Annotated in this window: 16 protein-coding genes; 4 read left to right on the top strand and 12 right to left on the bottom strand. The window is 60.4% G+C overall.

The genetic code is table 11. The features are described 5' to 3' along the window. Nucleotides 1-5: 5 nt before the first annotated feature. The 11 genes from ACQ4OE_RS04580 to rfaH all read right to left on the bottom strand — a co-directional run bounded on the left by ACQ4OE_RS04580 (nt 6) and on the right by rfaH (nt 12,602). Nucleotides 6-941, bottom strand: a complete 936-nt coding sequence (locus tag ACQ4OE_RS04580) for a glycosyltransferase family 2 protein (RefSeq protein WP_430945862.1) — start codon at nt 939-941, stop codon at nt 6-8. Beyond that, entirely contained in the window at nt 935-2,248 is a 1,314-nt protein-coding gene (locus ACQ4OE_RS04575; protein ID WP_430945861.1) for an O-antigen ligase family protein, read from the bottom strand. The genes ACQ4OE_RS04580 and ACQ4OE_RS04575 overlap by 7 nt, the downstream gene beginning before the upstream one ends. Beyond that, a complete protein-coding gene (locus tag ACQ4OE_RS04570) occupies nt 2,245-3,357 on the bottom strand; it encodes a glycosyltransferase (protein WP_122595699.1) in 1,113 nt (370 codons plus the stop codon). Before ACQ4OE_RS04570 ends, ACQ4OE_RS04575 begins: the two co-directional genes overlap by 4 nt. Then, nucleotides 3,354-4,424, bottom strand: a complete 1,071-nt coding sequence (locus ACQ4OE_RS04565) for a glycosyltransferase (protein ID WP_430945860.1) — start codon at nt 4,422-4,424, stop codon at nt 3,354-3,356. Before ACQ4OE_RS04565 ends, ACQ4OE_RS04570 begins: the two co-directional genes overlap by 4 nt. Nucleotides 4,425-4,435: 11 nt before the next feature. Next, a complete protein-coding gene (locus ACQ4OE_RS04560) occupies nt 4,436-5,143 on the bottom strand; it encodes a WecB/TagA/CpsF family glycosyltransferase (protein WP_122595701.1) in 708 nt (235 codons plus the stop codon). After that, nucleotides 5,140-6,498, bottom strand: a complete 1,359-nt coding sequence (locus ACQ4OE_RS04555) for a UDP-glucose dehydrogenase family protein (RefSeq protein WP_430945859.1) — start codon at nt 6,496-6,498, stop codon at nt 5,140-5,142. The genes ACQ4OE_RS04560 and ACQ4OE_RS04555 overlap by 4 nt, the downstream gene beginning before the upstream one ends. Before the next feature lie 47 nt (nt 6,499-6,545). Further along, nucleotides 6,546-7,934, bottom strand: coding sequence for an undecaprenyl-phosphate glucose phosphotransferase (locus tag ACQ4OE_RS04550; protein WP_430945858.1), 1,389 nt, complete (start codon nt 7,932-7,934; stop codon nt 6,546-6,548). A gap of 67 nt (nt 7,935-8,001) precedes the next feature. Beyond that, a complete protein-coding gene (locus tag ACQ4OE_RS04545) occupies nt 8,002-10,320 on the bottom strand; it encodes a GumC family protein (RefSeq protein WP_430945857.1) in 2,319 nt (772 codons plus the stop codon). Nucleotides 10,321-10,322: 2 nt separating this feature from the next. Further along, nucleotides 10,323-10,856: a polysaccharide biosynthesis/export family protein gene (locus ACQ4OE_RS04540; protein WP_430945856.1), complete on the bottom strand. Its 534-nt coding sequence runs from the start codon at nt 10,854-10,856 to the stop codon at nt 10,323-10,325. 12 nt (nt 10,857-10,868) lie between these two features. Next, nucleotides 10,869-12,029, bottom strand: a complete 1,161-nt coding sequence (locus tag ACQ4OE_RS04535; protein WP_430945855.1) for an outer membrane beta-barrel protein — start codon at nt 12,027-12,029, stop codon at nt 10,869-10,871. A gap of 54 nt (nt 12,030-12,083) precedes the next feature. After that, nucleotides 12,084-12,602 carry a transcription/translation regulatory transformer protein RfaH gene (gene rfaH / locus ACQ4OE_RS04530; protein WP_430946046.1) on the bottom strand — a complete coding sequence of 173 codons (519 nt, stop codon included), beginning with the start codon at nt 12,600-12,602 and terminating at the stop codon, nt 12,084-12,086. A gap of 739 nt (nt 12,603-13,341) precedes the next feature. Between rfaH and ACQ4OE_RS04525 the strand changes: the two genes are divergently transcribed. After that, complete coding sequence (locus ACQ4OE_RS04525; protein ID WP_430945854.1) at nt 13,342-14,316, top strand: NAD-dependent epimerase; 975 nt, start codon at nt 13,342-13,344, stop codon at nt 14,314-14,316. 10 nt (nt 14,317-14,326) lie between these two features. Here the strand turns inward: ACQ4OE_RS04525 and ACQ4OE_RS04520 are convergent, their stop codons facing one another. Further along, nucleotides 14,327-14,536: a hypothetical protein gene (locus ACQ4OE_RS04520; protein WP_430945853.1), complete on the bottom strand. Its 210-nt coding sequence runs from the start codon at nt 14,534-14,536 to the stop codon at nt 14,327-14,329. 98 nt (nt 14,537-14,634) lie between these two features. Here ACQ4OE_RS04520 and ACQ4OE_RS04515 point away from each other — a divergent pair, with 98 nt between their 5' ends. The 3 genes from ACQ4OE_RS04515 to ACQ4OE_RS04505 all read left to right on the top strand — a co-directional run bounded on the left by ACQ4OE_RS04515 (nt 14,635) and on the right by ACQ4OE_RS04505 (nt 18,192). After that, the gene (locus ACQ4OE_RS04515; RefSeq protein ID WP_430945852.1) at nt 14,635-15,195 is read left to right on the top strand and encodes a hypothetical protein; all 561 of its coding nucleotides are present in this window, start codon (nt 14,635-14,637) and stop codon (nt 15,193-15,195) included. Nucleotides 15,196-15,406: 211 nt separating this feature from the next. After that, the gene (locus ACQ4OE_RS04510) at nt 15,407-16,816 is read left to right on the top strand and encodes a DUF1254 domain-containing protein (RefSeq protein ID WP_430945851.1); all 1,410 of its coding nucleotides are present in this window, start codon (nt 15,407-15,409) and stop codon (nt 16,814-16,816) included. 245 nt (nt 16,817-17,061) lie between these two features. Next, nucleotides 17,062-18,192: an alkene reductase gene (locus ACQ4OE_RS04505; RefSeq protein ID WP_430945850.1), complete on the top strand. Its 1,131-nt coding sequence runs from the start codon at nt 17,062-17,064 to the stop codon at nt 18,190-18,192. The last annotated feature ends 146 nt before the right edge of the window (nt 18,193-18,338 follow it).

Here is an 18,338-nt window from a genome sequence, read left to right as displayed (position 1 = left end):
TGGGTTCAGGCGCTTCTGCGCAAGGTTTTCACCCTTGCGTAGAGGTAGCGCAGGGTCGGTTTGCCACGGAACACCAGCAACGCTTGCCACGAGTGCGCAGTCATCTGCCGGAACACCTGGACGACCCGCGCGTGATCGCCGCGCCGGGAAAACGCGTTGAGAAATTCGGCGTGGTTGCTCAGCACGAAATGGATGCGTTGTTGCTTGCTCAGGCGCGCGCCGTAGCGGCTCAGATACAGTTCGATGAAGCGGATTTTGTGCGGGTAATATTTTTCCGGCTGCGCGGTGATGTTGGTGCTGCTGACGGCGCGCCAATGCAGAATCTGCGGCACGGTATGGATCTCGCGCAGCTCGGCGATGCGTGTCCACAGCAGGCGATCCTCGGCAAAGCGCAGGCTCTGGTCGAAGCCGCCAATGGCGACGACCAGTTCGCGCAACGCCAACACGCCCGAAGTGCCGTTGATCATGTTCTCGCGCATGAAGTCGGCGAAGTGATCACCGTGCTTGCGGCGGTCTTCGAGTTGGCGCTTGCCGTCGTCGAACTCACTCATCTGATAGCAATCGATCAGGCCGACGTCATGACCTTCTCGGGTCAGTTCGGCGAACAGCGCCAACTGCTTTTCCAGTTTCTGCGGGTGCCAACGGTCGTCGGCATCGAGGAAGGCAATGAAGGTTTCTTCTGCCGTGAATACCCCGCGATTGCGCGCTGTCGCGGGGCCTTGGTTGGCCTGTTGCGACAGCAGCAGCGGGAACGGCGCGGCATAGTCTTTGACGATTTGCGGGCCGGCATCGCTGGAGCCGTCATCGATGACGATCACCTTGTCCGGCAGGCGCGTTTGCCCGCACACCGAATCCAGCGTCTGCGCAATGCTCGCTGCCGCGTTGTACAGCGGAATCACCACGCACACGGTCACGGGTGGCTCCGGGCGGTCGTTCAGCATGGCGTTTGCTCCTTGAAGGCAGTGCGCAGAGGACGGGCATCGACCGCGACGGGGCGCTGCACCGTGCGTTTGATCTGGTGATGACGGAACGTCAGGCTGAGCACGCAAAACAGCAGAAACTCGCCCGAGCGGTAGTTGGGAATCACGTAGGCGACGTAGTTGGTGACCACGAACAAACCGATGATCACCAGCGCGCAGGCCTGGTAGCGGGCGGAGTGATCGGCAGTGGTGATGGCGCGATAGCGTTTGACCAAGGCCTGGGCAAACAGCAGCAGCAACGCGATGAGCTGAATCATTCCGCCATTGAGCAGCGTTTCGACGTAGCCGCTGTGGGCATTGCCGATGTAGCCCCAGCGATTGATGAACGCGTCGGCATCGGAACTGGCCCAGAACGCGCCAAAGCCGTAGCCCTTGATAAAGCGGTCATCGATCAACGGTTGGAGCAATTCCCAGATCAGCGTGCGGTCGGTGAGCGACGGGTCGCGACCGACTAGTTCCAGCAGCAGCGCGTAATTGGCGTAGAGCATCAGGCACAGCAGAAAGAACACGATGGTCGCGGCGAACAGCGCGGCCATCGAGCGGTTGATGCGCAAGCGGATCAACAGCAGAAAATAGCCATAGCTCACGCCGCCCGCGACGATCAGCGCAATCGCCGTCGCCGATTGCGCCAGGCCAATGGCAATCAACGCGCATAAGCCATAGAACATCGCCAACGGATTGCGTTGGCGAATCATCGGCAGCAACAAGAGGATCGCGATGGCATTGAGCCGGGCTCCGGCGTTCTTTTCCGCGAAGATCCCGCGAAACGCGCCATCACGAATGCCGCCGGCAATGAAGGCGAAGTCCGGGCGAATCAGGGCAAAGATCAGCCCGACCAGAGCCGCCGCGCCAATCACGCAGCCGAACAGGAAAGCGATTCTCTCCAGGCTGTAGCGGTAGGCGATGAAACCGGCAAAAAACACCACGCTGAGCAGGGCGATGAAACGCTTGAAACTGAGCATCGGCTCGCTCGACCAACTGATCGACGCCGCCACACAAGCGAGGAACAGCAGCAGAAAGAAGTTCTGCCGGTAGAAGCTTTTGCTGAGGAAGACTTTGTGGCGGATGAAGAAGAACAGCGGCACCAGCAACGTCAACAATCCGCAAACCTGGTTGGCGACGTTACCTTCCAGATCCTGCTGCGCATCGTCCAGCACCGAGACGTTACCCAAGCGCAGAAAGAAGCTGATCACCTGGGTGTAAAACAACACGCCGAACAAGGTGAATGCATCGCCCAGCGTAGAATAACGCACTTGCAGACGGTTCATCGCTGCGGCCTCCCGAGCAATGCCCGCAGGTACGTCTGCACGGCGCGGGCGTTGACGAAACGGGCCGCGGCGTCGATTCGCCGTTGTTGATTCAGCGCCCGAGGAGTCGCCAGTTGCGCGCGGATCGCTTCAGCGAGGGCTACTGGGTCGTCGACATCAACCAAGGGGGCGACGCGGCCGTCGGCGAGTATTTCCTGCGGGCCATACGGGCAACGGGTCGCCACCACCGGCGTGCCCGTCGACAGGGCTTCAACCAGCGCATTGGGGCTGCCTTCGAAGCGTGACGACAAGACAAAGCAGTCGGCCCGGGCGATCTCGGCGATGGGATCGGCGGCGTAACCCGGCAGGTCGCAACGCTGGGCGACGCCAAGCGCCGTGGCCCGGGCGAGCAAGTCACTGCGCAAGGAGCCTTCGCCGAAAATGATCAGCCGCACCGTGGGATCCGGCAGACGGGCAAAAGCGTCGAGCAGGGTGTCGAAGCCTTTCTGCCGGGCCAATCGCCCCACCGCGACGATCACTGGCGTCGATTTGTCGTGCAGCCACGGATGGCGGGGGGCGGCGGGCGGGCGCTCGCGAAAATCGTTGTCGAGCACCGGGTTGTCGGCGGTGGTCACGTCCCGTGGGCGGGCGATGGTGCTGTCCACCAGATCCTGAGCGACCCCTTGCGAGACGCAGATCACCGGGTTCGGGATCAACCGATACAGCCACGGTGCCAGCCAGTAGGCGAACCGCACCGACCTGGCCGGGTTGACGTGTTTGTCCCGGGAAAACGCATTGCGCTCGCTGACGTGCAGGCGTTTCAGCGTGCCGGATAACGTTGCGGCGGCGATGGCGACCACGTTGACGTGGGTCAGCGCCGCCAGTTGCGCGTCGAAACGGTTGGCGCGCAGAAAACGTGTCAGCGCCGGCACCGCGACGGCGCTGCGTGGACTCTGCAACCGCACTTGCCGCACCCGTGGATCGAGGGCGGCGAGATTGACGCCATCGCCGGTGAGCATCAGCAACGTCACTTCATTGCCGGCCTCCACTAACGCGCTGGCCAGGCGCACCATCATTTTCTCCGCGCCGCCGGCGCCGAGGTCCTGAAGAATGATCAGCAGATTGTTCATCGCTGCCACACCTGATAGTAGGCCTCGGCGGCGTATTGGCTGGTGTAGGGACGGATCGCCTCGCTGACTGAAGGGCGGGCGGGTGCCGCGTTGTTCAGGCTGTCGAGCAGCGCCTCGGCCAGCGCCGGCACATCATCGACGTTGACCAAACGCCCGAGGCGACCGTTGTCGAGCAGCTCACGCGGGCCGCTGCCGCAGTCCGTCGAGACCACCGGCGTGCCCAGCGCCAATGCCTCGACCAGCACCGTCGGCAAGCCTTCGTGCAGCGAGCTGAGCACCAGCATTCGCGCCTGACGGATCAGCGGATAGGGATTGCGCAGATGCCCGGTGAAATGCACTTGCCGTTCGATGCCGAGCCGGTTGGCTTGTTCTTCGAGCGAGGCGCGCATCGGGCCGTCGCCAGCAATCACCAGATACGGCAAGAGACGCTGCTGCGCCGCCAGCGCATAGGCCTCCAGCAACAAATGAAAACCCTTGGGTTGCACCAGCCGACCGATGCCCAGCCAATAGTGATGGGGCACGCCGCCGGGCAACGGCGCTTGCGCGGCCCGCAACAATTGCTCGGTGATCACCGCGTTCGGGCAATAGCGAATGCGCGGTTGCCCCCATGGCATCAGGCCCGTCAAGGATTGGCGCAAACCTTGGGACACCGCCACGACTTTGCCGCTGCCGCACAGGTACAGCGCGTACAACAGGCGCAGGCTGGCGAGGCCGGTTTTCTGTTCGGCGCAATCGAGCGCCGCGTGACGGCTGTAAATGACTTTGCACGAACTGCCCAGCGTGGCGAACCACGCGCACAGATTGGCTTGCTCCTTGGCGCCGATCAGGTGAGTCACGCCTTCGCGGCGAATCAATTGGCGCAGCAAGATGATCGACGTCAGCAGCCCGCGCAATCCGCTGCCGCCACCGGCCGTGCTCGGCGCGCCGTCGACGTTGGGCGAATCGCCGTTCATGACGAAGAAACTCACCCGGCGGCCATCCTGCAAAAACTGCTCGGCCAGCCGTTGCTGCACGCACTCGACACCGCCGCCAGTCTGGTAATCCTTGAGGGTAAACAGAATATGCATCGGCGTGATCCTCACGGGGCAGTGACATCGATGGCGACCTGACGACGAAGAATCAATTCGGTCAGGCGCAGTGCGTTGCTGGGGTAATCGAGCAGGTAGCGTTTGATCGTGTGCGGCTCGCGGTACATGCGGTAGAACGCGCGCAGGTGCAGGCGGTTGATGGTGTCCGGGTAATAGCGTTCGTTGGCAGTGGCTTCCTGGCGAATGAACCCGCCGCAGGTGAACGCCACGCCGTTGAAACCGCCTTGCAGCGCTTGCAACACAAAGCGCTCCTGCAGCCCGGCGCCGAGGCCGACCAGCAAAACATTGGCCCGACGGCGGCGAATCTCGGCTTGCAGCGCCGCACCTTGTTCGGCGTTGAAATAGCCGTCGTGCGCACCGACCAATTGCAATCGCGGGTACTGCTTGCCGAGTTTTTCGACGAAGCAGTCCAGCTCCGCCTGACGGGCACCGACGAGGTAGACGCGCTTGCCGCGTTGCTCGCACTCGCGCAGCACCGGATCGGCGATGGAGGTGAAATCGAAGCTGACCCGTTCCACCGCGCGACCGGTGATGCGCGACATGAAACCGGACATCAGCATGCCGTCGCAAAAGTACGCCAGCGACTGCGCGGGCTGATGCAAGAAGCTGCCGATCGAGGCGAAATTGATAAAGGAAAAGGCCCGGTTCGAATCGAGCAAGGCCGGCGAATAATGGTCCACCAGTTCCAGGCGGATCATGATGCGAGGCCTTGCGCCTGGGCGTCGTGGGTCGGGCGCCCGACGCTGATGTAGGTAAAGCCCTTGCTGCTCAGGCGCTGCGGATCGAACAGGTTGCGCCCGTCGAAGATCAGCGGCTGTTTGAGCTGGCGGGCGAGCAGTTCAAAATCCGGCGCGCGAAACGACGACCATTCGGTGACGATGACCAGCGCATCGGCATTTTTCAGTGCGGCTTCTTTGGTCCCGGCCAGCGTCAGGTCGTCGCGTTCGCCATAGAGCTGCTGGGTTTGCTCCATCGCCTTGGGGTCGTAGGCCTGAACGTTGGCGCCGGCGCGCCACAACGCCTCCATCAACACGCGGCTGGGCGCCTCGCGCATGTCGTCGGTATTGGGCTTGAAACTCAGCCCCCACAAGGCAAAGGTCTTGCCTTCCAGCGCGCCGTTGAAGTGGTCGGCGATCTTGTGAAACAGCGTGGTCTTCTGCTCGTTGTTGCGCGACTCGACCGCTTTGAGCAGGCGCGCATCGATGTCGACGCCTTGGGCGGCATGGATCAGCGCGCGCACATCCTTGGGAAAACACGAGCCGCCGTAGCCGACGCCCGGGTAGATGAATTGATAGCCGATGCGTGGATCCGAGCCGATGCCGTGGCGGACCATTTCGATGTCGGCGCCAAGCTTCTCGGCGAGGCCGGCCATCTCGTTCATGAAGCTGATTTTGGTGGCGAGCATGCAGTTGGCGGCGTACTTGGTCAGCTCGGCGCTGCGCACATCCATGACGATGATTTTTTCGCGGTTGCGATTGAACGGCTCGTACAACTCGCGCATGACCGCTTCGGCGTGTGGGCTGTCGGTGCCGATGATGATCCGGTCCGGACGCAGGCAGTCTTCGACCGCGCAGCCTTCCTTGAGGAATTCCGGGTTGGAGACCACCTCGAACGTCAGATCACCACGCCCGGACTCCAGGAGCATTGCGCTGATGCAGTCGCGCACCCGATCCGCCGTGCCCACCGGCACCGTCGATTTGTCGACGATAATTTGCTCGCCGCGCAGGTGCTGGCCGATGGTGCGGGCCACGCTCAGCACATGTTTGAGGTCGGCCGAGCCGTCCTCGTCCGGCGGTGTGCCGACGGCGATCAACAGCACCTCACCGTGGGCGACAGCGCTGGTCAGATCGCTGCCGAATTGCAGACGCCCGCTCTGGTGATTGTCGCGCACCAGACTCTTTAGCCCCGGCTCATACAGCGGCAGGGTGCCGTCGTTCAAGGCCTGAACCTTGGCGCTGTCGACGTCCACGCAGAACACGTTGTGGCCAACCTCGGCCAGCGCGGCGCCCTGGACCAGTCCGACATAACCGATACCGAATACACTCACATTCATGGGAAAACCTCATGCGCGATGGAGCGGGTCAGCGGGGGTGGCCGCTGTCAGTAGATGTTTTTCGAGAACAAGGTGAAGGGCGTCTTCAGCAGGATCTTGATGTCCAGCCACAGTGACCATTGGTTGATGTAGTTGAGGTCTTGGGCGACCCGCCGCTGCATCTTGTCGAGGGTCTCGGTTTCACCGCGGTGGCCAGTGATCTGCGCCAGACCGGTGATGCCGGGTTTGAGGCGGTGGCGCGCCATGTAGGCGTGGACCTTGCCGGTGTAGTAGATGTTGTGGGTGACGGCGTGGGGCCGTGGGCCGACGAGGGCCATGTGGCCGAACAGAACGTTGAACAGTTGCGGCAGTTCATCGATGGAACTGCGCCGCAGAAAGCGGCCCAACGGCGTCACGCGGTCGTCATCGCGGGTGGCCTGGCGCACCTGCTGATCGTCGTGCTGGCGCATCGAACGGAATTTCCACACCCGAATCACTTCGCCGTCACAACCATGGCGGTTCTGCTTGAACAGCACCGGGCCCGGCGAGGTCAGCTTGATCGCGATGGCGACACCCAGCAGCAACGGACTGAGCAGGATGATTGCCATCGCGGCGACGCTGCGTTCGAACAAGTCCTTGCAGAACAGGCTGCCCGGGTGCGAGGTGAGCAGGCTTTCGTTGAGGTAGATCGCCGGCATCCGCTCGATCTCCGAGATCGAGTGATTGAGCAGCACCATGCTGCCCAGATCCGGAATCCACACCACGTCGACGTTCATGTCGAGCAGGTTGATGTACAGCGCCTCGATCGTTGCTGCCTCGGCCATCGGCAAAACAATGTAGACCCGGCGCGCCTGCAGGCGGGTGATGATGTCGCGGATGTCTTCGACCTGGCCCAACAACGGCAAGATACTCGGCGCCGGGCCGCTGTCCGCCGTGCCGACGAAGCCGAGCAACATGGCCCGCTCGGGATCGAAGAGCTTTTTCGCCAGCTCATCGGCGGTCGGGCAGGTGCCGATGATCACCGCGCGGCGTTCGTTGCGGATCATCCGCGTGTACAGCCGCACGAAACAATGCAAAGGCAGAAAACTCGCGGCCTGAACCAGAAATCCCGCCACCGCCCAGACGACAATCACCTGACGGGAAAACAACGCGCTGGTCTGGGTCACGAAGGCGATGCTCATCAGCAATCCCAAGAGGATCAGCCAGCCAGCGAGCAAACGACTGAGCCCGACCAGCAGACCGTGGCGTTTGTGATAGACCTGCACCAGGCTGTAGACCGGCAGCGAGCCGAGCACCGTCAGGCTCATCAGCACCCGGTATTCACTGGGCAAGTCACCGACGCGCCAGTGCACCAACAGGATCAGCAACAGATTGACCAGGGTCATCGCGCACAACCATTGCCCCCAGAAAGTGAGGCCACGGCGTTGTGCCATTTGCGCGGAATATTGCGACGTCATCGGCTCGATCTCCGATTCGACCAACAGGGAAGGGATGCTGCGAGAGCGGGCGGCACGGCCCGCGAAATCAGCGCGCTGCGAAGTCGTATTCGTAGAAGGATCGGGAATGGCCGTGGCCGTACTTGCGCGCCTTGCGCAGATCGACCTGATTGAGCACCACGCCAAACACTGGCGCCTGGCTCTGCTGGAGCATGGCGATGCTTTTGCGCACTTGGCCGACCGGGGTGCTCTGCGCCTTGACCACATAGATCACCGCGTCCGAATGCTTGGCCAGCAACAACGCGTCGCTGACGATTTCCGCCGGCGGCGAATCGATGATGATGTGGCGGTAACGGGTCTTCAGCACTTCGAGCATGCGGCCCAGTCGGGGCGAACTGAGCAAGTCTTGCGCCGGTGGCTGGGCCACGGCGTAGCGCGAACCGTTCGGCGATCTCAGGCGTGGCGTGTCGAACGGATCGAGCGTCGAGGGCGTGAGGCAACCGGCTGGCAGCATGTCGAGATTGCCGACGGTGCGGATGCAGTCTTCCAGGCGCGCGGTGCCGGCCATCAGGTTGGCCAGCCCGGGACTCTCCGCCGGAAAATCGAAGTTCAGCGACAGCGTCGGTTGGCGCATGTCGGCGTCGATCAGCAACACCCGTTCGAGTGACGCCAGCGAGCAGGCGAGGTTGTTGGCGATGGTACTCTTGCCTTCGCCGGACACCGAGGACGTCACCAGCACCACTTGCGACGGCGCTTTGCTGCTTTGCAGCATCAGCCAGGTGCGCAGGTTGCGGATGGTCTCGCAGAACCTTGGGTGGTCGTTGTCTTCGAACAGCCGGGCCAACTGGCGACGGCTTTTTTTCACCACCAGCGGCACCACGCTGAGCAACGGCACATTGAGCAGGCTTTCGACGGTGTCATCGGTTTTGAAGGTGTTGCTCAGGGTGTCGAAAAGGAAGGCGAGGGCAACCCCGACCACTGCAGCTGCCAGGGCGACAATCGCGACGATCAGGGATTTGCGCGGTTTGCTGGCTTCCAGCGGCATGATCGCCGGATCGACGATGCGCGCCTTGGCCGAATCCATGTCGGAGGTGGCGGCGGTTTCCTTCAGGCGGGTGACGAAGGTTTCGTACAGCGCACGGTTGCTGTCGACTTCGCGCTGGAACTCGCGCAACTGAAATTCCTTGCGCGAAATGTCCTGAATCTGTGCCTTGTTGCTGTTGAAGGATTTGCGCAGGGCGTCTTCGCTGGCCACCGACAATTGGTACTGGCGCTCGATGCCGGCCACCACTTGCTGCACTTGCAGACGCAGGCTGTTGGCGGCGGTGCGTTGTTCGGAGCGGGCGGAAATCAGCGCCGGGTGTTTCGGTCCATAACGGCCCGACAACTCTTCGACCTTGGCTTGTGCCTTGGCCAGATCCGCCTGGAACTGTTGGATCAACGGATTGCTCAGCACCGCCGGGACGCTGGACAGGCGACTGATATCGCCATTGCTCAGGGACTGCGCCTGACGGAACTGGCTCTCCGCTTCGGCGCGATCACGCCGCGCATCGATCATGCGGTTGCCGGTCATTTGCAGTTCGTTGGCGCTGATCGTAGCAACGCCGTCGACGTCCACCAGACCTTGTTCTTCGCGGTACGCCTGCAGTTTGTTCTCGGCGACGCGCAGGTTGTCGCGCAGCTCGACCAAGCGCGTGTTCATCCAACTGGTGTTGCTTTGCGAGGACTTCAGGCTGGTGTCCTGTTGGCTGTCAATGAAACCTTGGGCGAGGGCATTGGCGGCAGCGGCGGCGAGGGCCGGGTCGGGCAGTTCGACGTCGATTTCGAGCAGTTGGCTCTTGCCGACGAATTTGACGCTGGTGTGCAACAGCAGGTTTTGCGTGACGTCGTTGAACACGTCCGCCTCGGTGGGCGCAGGTTTGGGCGGCGGCAACAGATCCAGCCACGGCAGCCATTGGCCGGCGTTGAGGTCCGCCAGCCATTGGCGCGGCGCGAACCAGCTCTTGGGTTGCTGACGCGGGTCGGTCAACGGGTTGGTCGTCAGGCCCAGTTTGCGCACAGCACGCTCGGCCAGGTCACGCGATTGCAGCAGGGCTTGCTGGGTCTGCAAGTAATCCGTGGTGGTGCCGCCGTCCCTGGCGTCCGCCGCTTGCTGAAAGCTGAGGATGGGCGGGGTCTTGTCCTTGATCAGCAAGGTCGCGCTGCCGACGTACTGCGGCGTGACGAAGGACAGAATCACCACGGCGAGTGCGCAACTGATCAGCACCAGCCAGGCAATGTTCCACTTGGCGGACCAGACGACGCGCCACAATTGCAGGAGATCAAGGGTGTCCGACTCGTCACCGGACGCTGGCGCCTGGTGTGTCTGGAGCGGACGTTCGAGGTAGGTGCTGGGGCTGTTGTCCATGATCAGAAAAAGCCTTGTGCAATGGAAATGGTGTCGCCGGGGGCGATGACGGTGGTGCGTGAAATGTTTTCGGTGACCGGCGGCCCGCCGCTGCCGCGCAGGATCGTTACGCGTTTCATCGAGGCGCGTTCGGTGAGGCCGCCGCCCAGGGCAATGGCTTTTTCCAGGGTCAGGCCCGGCTGGAAGGGATAGCTGCCGGGTTTCTGCACCTCGCCATTGATGTAGAAGGGGCGGTATTCGATCTGGGCGAGGCTGACTTTCGGATCGTTCAGATAGCCTTGCTTGAGGCCGTCGACGATTTTCTGTTCGACCTGGTTGGGCGTCAGGCCCATGGCGACGATTTCGCCTAGAAACGGGTAAGAAAAGGTCCCGGAATCATTCAGGCGGATCTTCTTGAAACTCAACTCGGGCTCGCCGAACACGGTAATGCGCAAGACATCACCGGCGGCCAAACGGTAATTGGAGGGCGGGTCTGCAGCCTCGACAGTCGGTGTGATCCATAGCAATAGCAGCAGCAATAACAGTCGCGTGTTCATGGCCCAACCCTCTTACAGACTGACGTCGAACGTGATCTGGAACACATTGCGGGTGAAGCTTTCGTTCTCGGCGTCGGAGTCGTTATCGCGGTGGCGATAGGCGGCTTCGATATCCAGCCAGCGGCGCATCTTGTAGATCACGCCGAGCTTGTAATCCTGCAGGTCGTCGCTGCGGTCCTGGCCTTCGTAGACGTAGTGACCCATGCCGGCTTCGGCGACGGAGGTGATGCGCTCGGTCCAGCCGTGGCGCCAGCCGATCTGGGTGAAGGTGGCCTTCACCGCGTCCGAGCCGTCATCGCCCTCGGCCATGGCTTGGCGGGCGAGGAAGGAGAAGGTCGAGTAGGTGCGCGGTTTCCACGCCAGATCCACTTGCCAGGTTGGATTGCTGAGGTCGTCGGAACCGCTTTCATCGAAGTTCTTGCGCTCGTAGCCCACGCGCACCTTGCCGGTGGTTCGCGCGGTCAGGTCCCACTCGGCGCCGGCAAGCACGGCATCGGAGCGGCTGCTGCGCGTGCTGTTGGATTGCAGGTAGTCGAAGCGGGTGTGGTCGTATTCGAGCAGTCCGCGCGTCTTGCTGCCGAGGCGGTGATACCAGGTGGTGCTGAGGTTGCTGGTGTTGCGTTCCTTGTCGTCATTGATGCCGTCGCCGTTGTCGTAGCGCAGTTGCGCGTAGTTGGCACCGAAGTCGATCTGGTTGGCGGCGCTGCGGGCGCCGAAGGTGTAGACGCCCCCGACGCGCTGGCTCTCGATCTTGTCGTTGATGCCATCGACGGCGGTCGAGGTGGTGCGTTCGTATTTGCGTGCTTCGGCTTCAAGCTTCAGGCGATGGCGATCGGTGAACTCCATGATGCTGTCGGCCCGCAAGCGCTGCGCGGTGTTCGAGGCGTCAGTAGCCTGGTGATAGATGTAGCGGGTCGGTTCCCAGATCATTCGGGTGGCGCTGTTGCGATCCTCAGCCTTGAGCTCGAAAGCGGGGGCCAGTCGCGTGACCATCGTCGATTCGACGTCGTGTTCGACTTCGCGAAAGTTATCGTCGTAGCTTTCCGACAGGGCGAATGTCGGGGTGAAGTCGAAGCCATACACGTTGATGGCTTGCGGGTCCGTGCTCCACGCGGCTTCGGGGCATAAACAGGCCACGAACAGCGCGGCTGGACAGCGAGACCTCAGGGCCATAGCGGGTGCTCCTGAAAGAGGATGTCGATGTCAGGCTTGGGCGGTTTTTCGAGGCTATTGCCGCTGACGCTCGAGGTGTCGCAGGGGCACGCAGACAGGTTGCTGGCGGTTGAGAAACTGCAGCAGGATCATCACGCGTTCGTCGCCTTGCATGGACATGAACACGCCTTCGAGCGGGGTCAAAGGGCCCTGGACGATTTGCAATGGTTCACCGGGCTCAAGGGCGTGACCGGCAGGAAAACCAATCGATTCCAGGCTGCGTTCGCGCAAGTGCGCAATCACCTGATCGTCGACCATGGCGGGGACATGATTGAACTCGACAATGCGGCTTACCCCCCTGGTGGAACGAATGGGTGCCCAATTGTCATCGCGACTGAGCTGGATAAACACATACCCGGGGAACAGCGATTCGAGCACCCGATGACGTTTGCCACGGACACTCCGCTCGCTCATCAGCTGCGGACGAAAAGTCATGTAGTTTTGTTGCTGCAAGTTGAGCTGGGCCCGTTCATCCTGGCGGGGCTTGCACTGCAATAAGTACCAGTTAGAGCCGTTGCGGCAAACTGTTAGCATGCTGGAGTACTCCATACATAGCGATCGTTTCAGCAAGACGAGCGATAACGTGGAGCGCGCCGTCGTGCTGGCTAGTAGGTAGTAGGCTGATCAAGGCAAAGTGGCCAAGCCAGATGCATCAATGTCTTTATTGGCAGGAGGGAAGTGTTTCAATATTGAATCACTTGGGGCGCGTTATTGTTATATGTTGCGGTATTTAGGCTATTAGCCCCTTGCTCTTTTGTTTGAGCAAAGCTACCGCACGGTCCGTGTTCGCGACCTTCAAGATTGTTTCGTTACATAAGTTGCCCAATGTTGGGGAACATGAACAGGCGTATCTGCACTGTCTCCCATGGGCAGGAAGTAGTTATCGACCACTCTTCGCAAGCTGTCAATTAATAACAGTCAAAAAGAATGCCTTTTATCCATTTTTTAGTGGCTAAGTAATTAAGCTATTGTATTTGATGAAAAAAAATATTTAATTCGTGGCACTAAACTTTTTTCGTAATCAGTGGTCGGCGTCTGTTAGTTGCTACAAATGATATCAAACTAGTTGCATTCATATTCCCCTGCGTCGGTTTGTGTTGTGCGTCCAAAGCTGTGTTATGCATGCGCTATTGTCGGATGATCAAACTAGATAAGTGCTTGATAGTTGTTTTGTCACAGAAGCAGGTCCAAGCTTCAAGCGCCACTGGCGTGAGTCGGTTGCCGGCGATGCAGCCATTAATCAACGAGATCTTGTTGATGGGGAGTTTCTGTCATGACCCTTCTGGTAACGGGCGCCGCTGGATTCATCGGATTTCACACGGTCAGGCGTTTGTGTCGGCAAGGGCTGGAAGTGGTCGGTATCGACAACCTCAACCACTATTACGATGTGACATTGAAACAGGCACGCCTGCGAATATTGCAGACAACGGATAACTTTCACTTTTACCCGATCGACATCGTCGACAAATCCGCACTCGTCGGACTGTTTCAACGCTACAACTTTGATCATGTCATTCATCTGGCTGCACAGGCTGGCGTGCGTTATTCACTCGACAATCCTGATGCCTATGCGCAGTCCAATCTGCTCGGATTTCTCAACATTCTGGAAGCCTGCCGACAGGTTCCACCCGCGCACCTGATATACGCTTCGAGCAGTTCGGTGTACGGCGCCAATCGCCAAATGCCGTTTCGTGAGGGCGACCCGGTCGACTCGCCGGTTTCACTGTACGCCGCGACCAAACGCGCCAATGAGTTGCTCGCTCATAGCTACTGCTATCTGTATGGATTGCGCGCCACCGGCCTGCGCTTTTTTACCGTGTACGGCCCTTGGGGGCGGCCCGACATGGCGTTGTTCAAGTTCACTGCCGCGATGCTTGAGGGCCGCCCGATCGAACTGTTCAATCAGGGCGAGATGTCGCGGGACTTCACCTATATCGACGACATCGTCGAGGCCATTGATCGATTGCGGGACAAGCCGCCTGCGCTCAGCGACGGCCGCGGCACCAATCGCCTGTTCAACATCGGCCGGGGCAGCCCGGTGGCCTTGCTGAGCTTCGTCGAATGCCTGGAAGAGGCGCTGGGCATCAAGGCCGAGCGGCGTTTTTTACCGATGCAGGAAGGCGACGTGCTGAAGACCTGGGCCGACGTTTCCGCGCTGTCAGACTGCATCGGCTTCAGCCCGCAAGTGCCGGTGGAGCAGGGGGTGCCGGCGTTCGTCGAATGGTATCGGGACTTTTATCGGGTGTGAAACCGGCGCATCAATGCAGCGTCACCACCCGACGGCTTTCGCCAATGCGAATCCGGTCGAGCGCGCGGTTCAGTGCATCGAGCGCATCGAGCAAGGCTTTGGCTTCAGCCTCCCGACCTTCACCCCAGAGACGCTCGGCCATTTTGTTCAAGGTCTGGATGGCGCGTTCGATTTCGGCGGCGGTGGCGGGTGCTGCGTTGGTGGGAGGTGTCTTGGGCATCGAAAAACCTGTTGAGTGGATGGGATAGGTGGCTGAAAAAGTGGCCAAGTGCTAGCGTTCGCGACCTCGTTGGATTTTACACTCTCAAGGATTCTCGAATGACTTACCTGCGCCTGCTTTTTGCTGCTGCCCTGATCGCCCTGTGCACTGGCTGTGCCACCTCCGCTCAAGTTTCCGGCATGACCGTTGCAGCCGATCAGGACAAAGCAAGCACCTATGACGCACAGCTGAAGAATAACGTACGGGTTTCGGAAGTGAATGGCGGGGATAAAACCAATCCGCTGTGGACTTCGGAAATCGACAGCCCTGACTTTGGCGCTGCACTCAAGCAATCGTTGGCCAACGCTGATTTGCTTGGCGGCGAATCTGCCCCTTATGCGCTGCGGGCGAATTTGCTGCGCGTTGACCAGCCGCTGTTCGGGCTGAATTTCGAAGTCACCAGTGAAGTGGAATACACCTTGGTGGAAGCAGCGACCAACAAGGTGGTTCTGCGCGAAGTTATCCGCACGCCGTTCACCGCAGGTTTCGGTGATTCCGTCATCGGCGTCAAACGTCTGCGCCTGGCCAATGAAGGCTCCGCTCGCGTGAACATCGTCGCGCTGCTCAAGCGCCTCAGTGATCTGAAAATTGATGCCAAACAAGTGGCGTTGAAGAACTAGGTCTTTCCTGAGCTTGATTCAGGCATGTCCCTCGGATGGGCGGCTCAAGTAGCCGCCCATCTGCTTTTTCGGATCTGCTGCCGGCCACCGTCGATAGACACTCCATTTGACCATCCGAATTCCTGTGCCTAGGGTTCTTGCAGACATTCAGTCGTCAGGCCAGTGCTTCAGGCGAGTTGCCCGTCGCACCTCCTCGTGAAAGGACGCTCGCATGAACTCGTCACGCCAGTTACTGTTTTGTGTTTTGCCCCTCTGCGCGGCACTCGCCAGTGCAATGCCTGCACACGCCAGCACGCCGGATTTGTTGCTCTCCACACCCGCAACACCGGATGCTGTGGAGAAAGGCATGCAAGCCGATGGCTACAGCCTGGCGATTTCTGCCTACAACTGGGGTTATGCGCTGGTTCGCATGGAAAGAGTGGTGCGTGATTACATCACGGTGCCTTCGCCCAAACCGGCCACCAGTTATCGCGCCGGTCTGAACCAGATTGGCTGGGCCACTGCGCTGGCCTCACCGTCGGCCAAGGACATGCCCACCGCCAACAACGACACTTACTACATGAGCGCGGTGCTGGACCTGACCGAGCCGTATGTGTTGAGCGTGCCCGACACCCACGACCGCTATTACGTGGTCGACGTGTTCAACATGTGGCAGGAGCTCGAGCACTATGTCGGGCGACGTACGACCGGCACTCAGGCCGGGAAGTTTGTGCTGGTGCCGCCGGGGTGGGTAGGTGACCTGCCCAAGGATGCCAAACGCCTGGACGTCACGACGAAAAAAGTCTGGCTGTGGGGCCGTATTCAGGTCAAGCAGGGTGAAGATGTCGCGCCGATTCTGGCCTTGCAGAAACAGTTCAGTGTCGTACCGCTGAGTGGCAAATCACCCAGCGCTGAGACCTTGCCTGCGTTGCCGAAGACCGACGATGCGCTGGGCTTCTTCACCGAGCTGGCCGCGGCGCTCAAAGACAATCCGGTGAGACCCGCCGACGCCGCTCTGTTTGCCCAATTCGCCCGCATCGGTCTGACGGAAAAGGGCTTCGCCCCTGACAAACTGAATCCGGCGACGCGCAAAGGGCTGGAGGAGGGTTTGAAAGACGCGCCTTACGTGGCCATCGCATCGCTGGCCAGCACTTCAGAAGTGCGTAACGGCTGGAACTGGGTAACCGGCCTCGACAGCTTCGGCTACAACTACCCGCTGCGCGCCATGGTGTCCGGGCCGTACCTCGGTGGCCAGGGCGAGCATGAAGCGATGTACCCGATCCGCTTCACCGACAGCAAAAATCAGCCGCTGACCGGCGCCAATCAATACGAGGTCAAACTGGCTTCGGCACCGCCGGTGAATGCGTTCTGGTCACTGACCATGTACGACGCCAGCGACAAGATGCTGGTCGATAACGAGATCAATCGCTACAAGGTCGGCACGGATACCCAAGGCCTCAAAGTCGCGGCGGACGGCTCGATCACCATTCCGATCTCGCACAAAAAACCGCAGGGCGAGAACGCCGCTAACTGGCTGCCGGCCCCGCAGGGCGGCTTCTACGTGTTGTTGCGCATGTACCAGCCGACAGAGGACGTGTTGTCAGGAAAGTGGCAGCTGCCGCAATTGAACAAGGTCAATTGAGTAATCGAATAGACCGGGTTGCTCATTGGCCCGCCGATGAGCAAAAACGTCCTTGAAAACCACTTCAGTTGCTTAAAAAGCAATAGTCATTTGCGATTCAGGCGGATTGTTGCCGTCAGGCTCTGCAGTTAGCATCGATCCATCGCTGCAACTCAGGGCCTTTGGCGCGAGTTCGAGACAGTCCGCATCGTCAACCTGTCGCTCCCGCTGATCGTCGTCACACTCGATCAACTTCGGAAACTCCAATGTCCACACTCTTCAAAGCATTCGCGCTGGGCGACACCACGCTGAAAAACCGCATTGTCATGGCGCCGCTGACCCGCTCGCGCGCACCCCATGATGCGGCCGATGAGCGCGTGGCGTTGTATTACGCGCAACGTGCCACCGCCGGTTTGATCGTCAGCGAGGGCACGCCGATTTCCCGTGAGGGTCAGGGCTATCTCTTCAACCCCGGCATCTTCACGGCCGAGCAGATCGCCGGATGGCGCCTCACCACCGACTCGGTGCATGCGGTGGGCGGCAAGATGTTCGCGCAGATCTGGCATGTCGGTCGTGTTTCGCATCCTTCGATCCAGGAAGGTGGGAAATTGCCGGTGAGCGCGACGTCGAAGCGAGCGGTCGGCGCGACAGCGTTTGGTTATGACGCTGACGGCAAGCCAGCGCTGGTAGAGCCACCAGCACCACGCCAACTGGAAACGGCCGAGGTTTCGCGGATCGTCACTGAGTTTGCTCAGGCTGCGGAAAACGCGATCGAGGCGGGTTTCGATGGTGTGGAAATTCACGGTGCCAATGGCTATCTGTTCGAGCAGTTCATGAATCCGCTGGTCAATGACCGGACCGACCAGTACTCGGCGGATCGGCTGGAAAATCGTCTGCGCTTCACCCTCGAAGTGATCGATGCAGTGGTCGCTCGAATTGGCGCGGCTCGGGTGGGCATCCGTATTTCGCCGTATGGTCAGCTGTTCGATATGCCGCTGTATGAGCAGATCGATGAAACCTACACCGCACTGGCTAAAGAGATCGGCGCACGGCAACTGGCCTACGTTCATGTGATGGATCAGTCCGGGTTTCCTGCACCGGGCACCGCGGGCGGTGGCGACGGGCCGAAGGCAGCGTTCCTCGATTTGCTGTCGACCATCCAATCGAAGTTGCCAGACACAGCACTGATTCTGGCGGGTGGCATGTCGCGCCAGCGTGCGGAGGATCTGATCAATGACGGCATCATCGACCTCGCCGCGTTCGGCACTGCTTACATCAGCAACCCTGATCTGGTGGCGCGGCTGCAGAACAACTGGCCACTGACTGAAGCCAAGCGCGAAACATTTTATGGTGGCGGCGCTGAGGGTTATATCGACTACCCGCCTTACACGGGCTAAGTAGCCACTGAAGTATTCGCAGCCGCCACCGTTATTCGGGGCGGCTGCTTTTTCACGTCTTCTCCAAACAGCTCTGAAAGGATCTCGCGGGACAAGCAGACGAACTTCTGCTGTAGTGCCCATCAACTGTTCTTGATGATCGGAAT

It is taken from the genome of Pseudomonas sp. WC2 (assembly GCF_050586545.1).
Taxonomy (GTDB): Bacteria; Pseudomonadota; Gammaproteobacteria; order Pseudomonadales; family Pseudomonadaceae; genus Aquipseudomonas.
This window is presented reverse-complemented; position numbering and strand designations above follow the sequence as displayed.

Coding starts and splice junctions, on each gene's coding strand:
- ACQ4OE_RS04580 (WP_430945862.1), bottom strand. CDS start 941: ATGCTGAACGACCGCCCGGAGCCACCCGTGACCGTGTGCGTGGTGATT.
- ACQ4OE_RS04550 (WP_430945858.1), bottom strand. CDS start 7,934: ATGACGTCGCAATATTCCGCGCAAATGGCACAACGCCGTGGCCTCACT.
- ACQ4OE_RS04525 (WP_430945854.1), top strand. CDS start 13,342: ATGACCCTTCTGGTAACGGGCGCCGCTGGATTCATCGGATTTCACACG.
- ACQ4OE_RS04515 (WP_430945852.1), top strand. CDS start 14,635: ATGACTTACCTGCGCCTGCTTTTTGCTGCTGCCCTGATCGCCCTGTGC.
- ACQ4OE_RS04535 (WP_430945855.1), bottom strand. CDS start 12,029: ATGGCCCTGAGGTCTCGCTGTCCAGCCGCGCTGTTCGTGGCCTGTTTA.
- ACQ4OE_RS04570 (WP_122595699.1), bottom strand. CDS start 3,357: ATGAACAATCTGCTGATCATTCTTCAGGACCTCGGCGCCGGCGGCGCG.
- ACQ4OE_RS04505 (WP_430945850.1), top strand. CDS start 17,062: ATGTCCACACTCTTCAAAGCATTCGCGCTGGGCGACACCACGCTGAAA.
- ACQ4OE_RS04540 (WP_430945856.1), bottom strand. CDS start 10,856: ATGAACACGCGACTGTTATTGCTGCTGCTATTGCTATGGATCACACCG.
- ACQ4OE_RS04575 (WP_430945861.1), bottom strand. CDS start 2,248: ATGAACCGTCTGCAAGTGCGTTATTCTACGCTGGGCGATGCATTCACC.
- ACQ4OE_RS04520 (WP_430945853.1), bottom strand. CDS start 14,536: ATGCCCAAGACACCTCCCACCAACGCAGCACCCGCCACCGCCGCCGAA.
- ACQ4OE_RS04560 (WP_122595701.1), bottom strand. CDS start 5,143: ATGATCCGCCTGGAACTGGTGGACCATTATTCGCCGGCCTTGCTCGAT.
- ACQ4OE_RS04565 (WP_430945860.1), bottom strand. CDS start 4,424: ATGCATATTCTGTTTACCCTCAAGGATTACCAGACTGGCGGCGGTGTC.
- rfaH (WP_430946046.1), bottom strand. CDS start 12,602: ATGCTAACAGTTTGCCGCAACGGCTCTAACTGGTACTTATTGCAGTGC.
- ACQ4OE_RS04555 (WP_430945859.1), bottom strand. CDS start 6,498: ATGAATGTGAGTGTATTCGGTATCGGTTATGTCGGACTGGTCCAGGGC.
- ACQ4OE_RS04545 (WP_430945857.1), bottom strand. CDS start 10,320: ATGGACAACAGCCCCAGCACCTACCTCGAACGTCCGCTCCAGACACAC.
- ACQ4OE_RS04510 (WP_430945851.1), top strand. CDS start 15,407: ATGAACTCGTCACGCCAGTTACTGTTTTGTGTTTTGCCCCTCTGCGCG.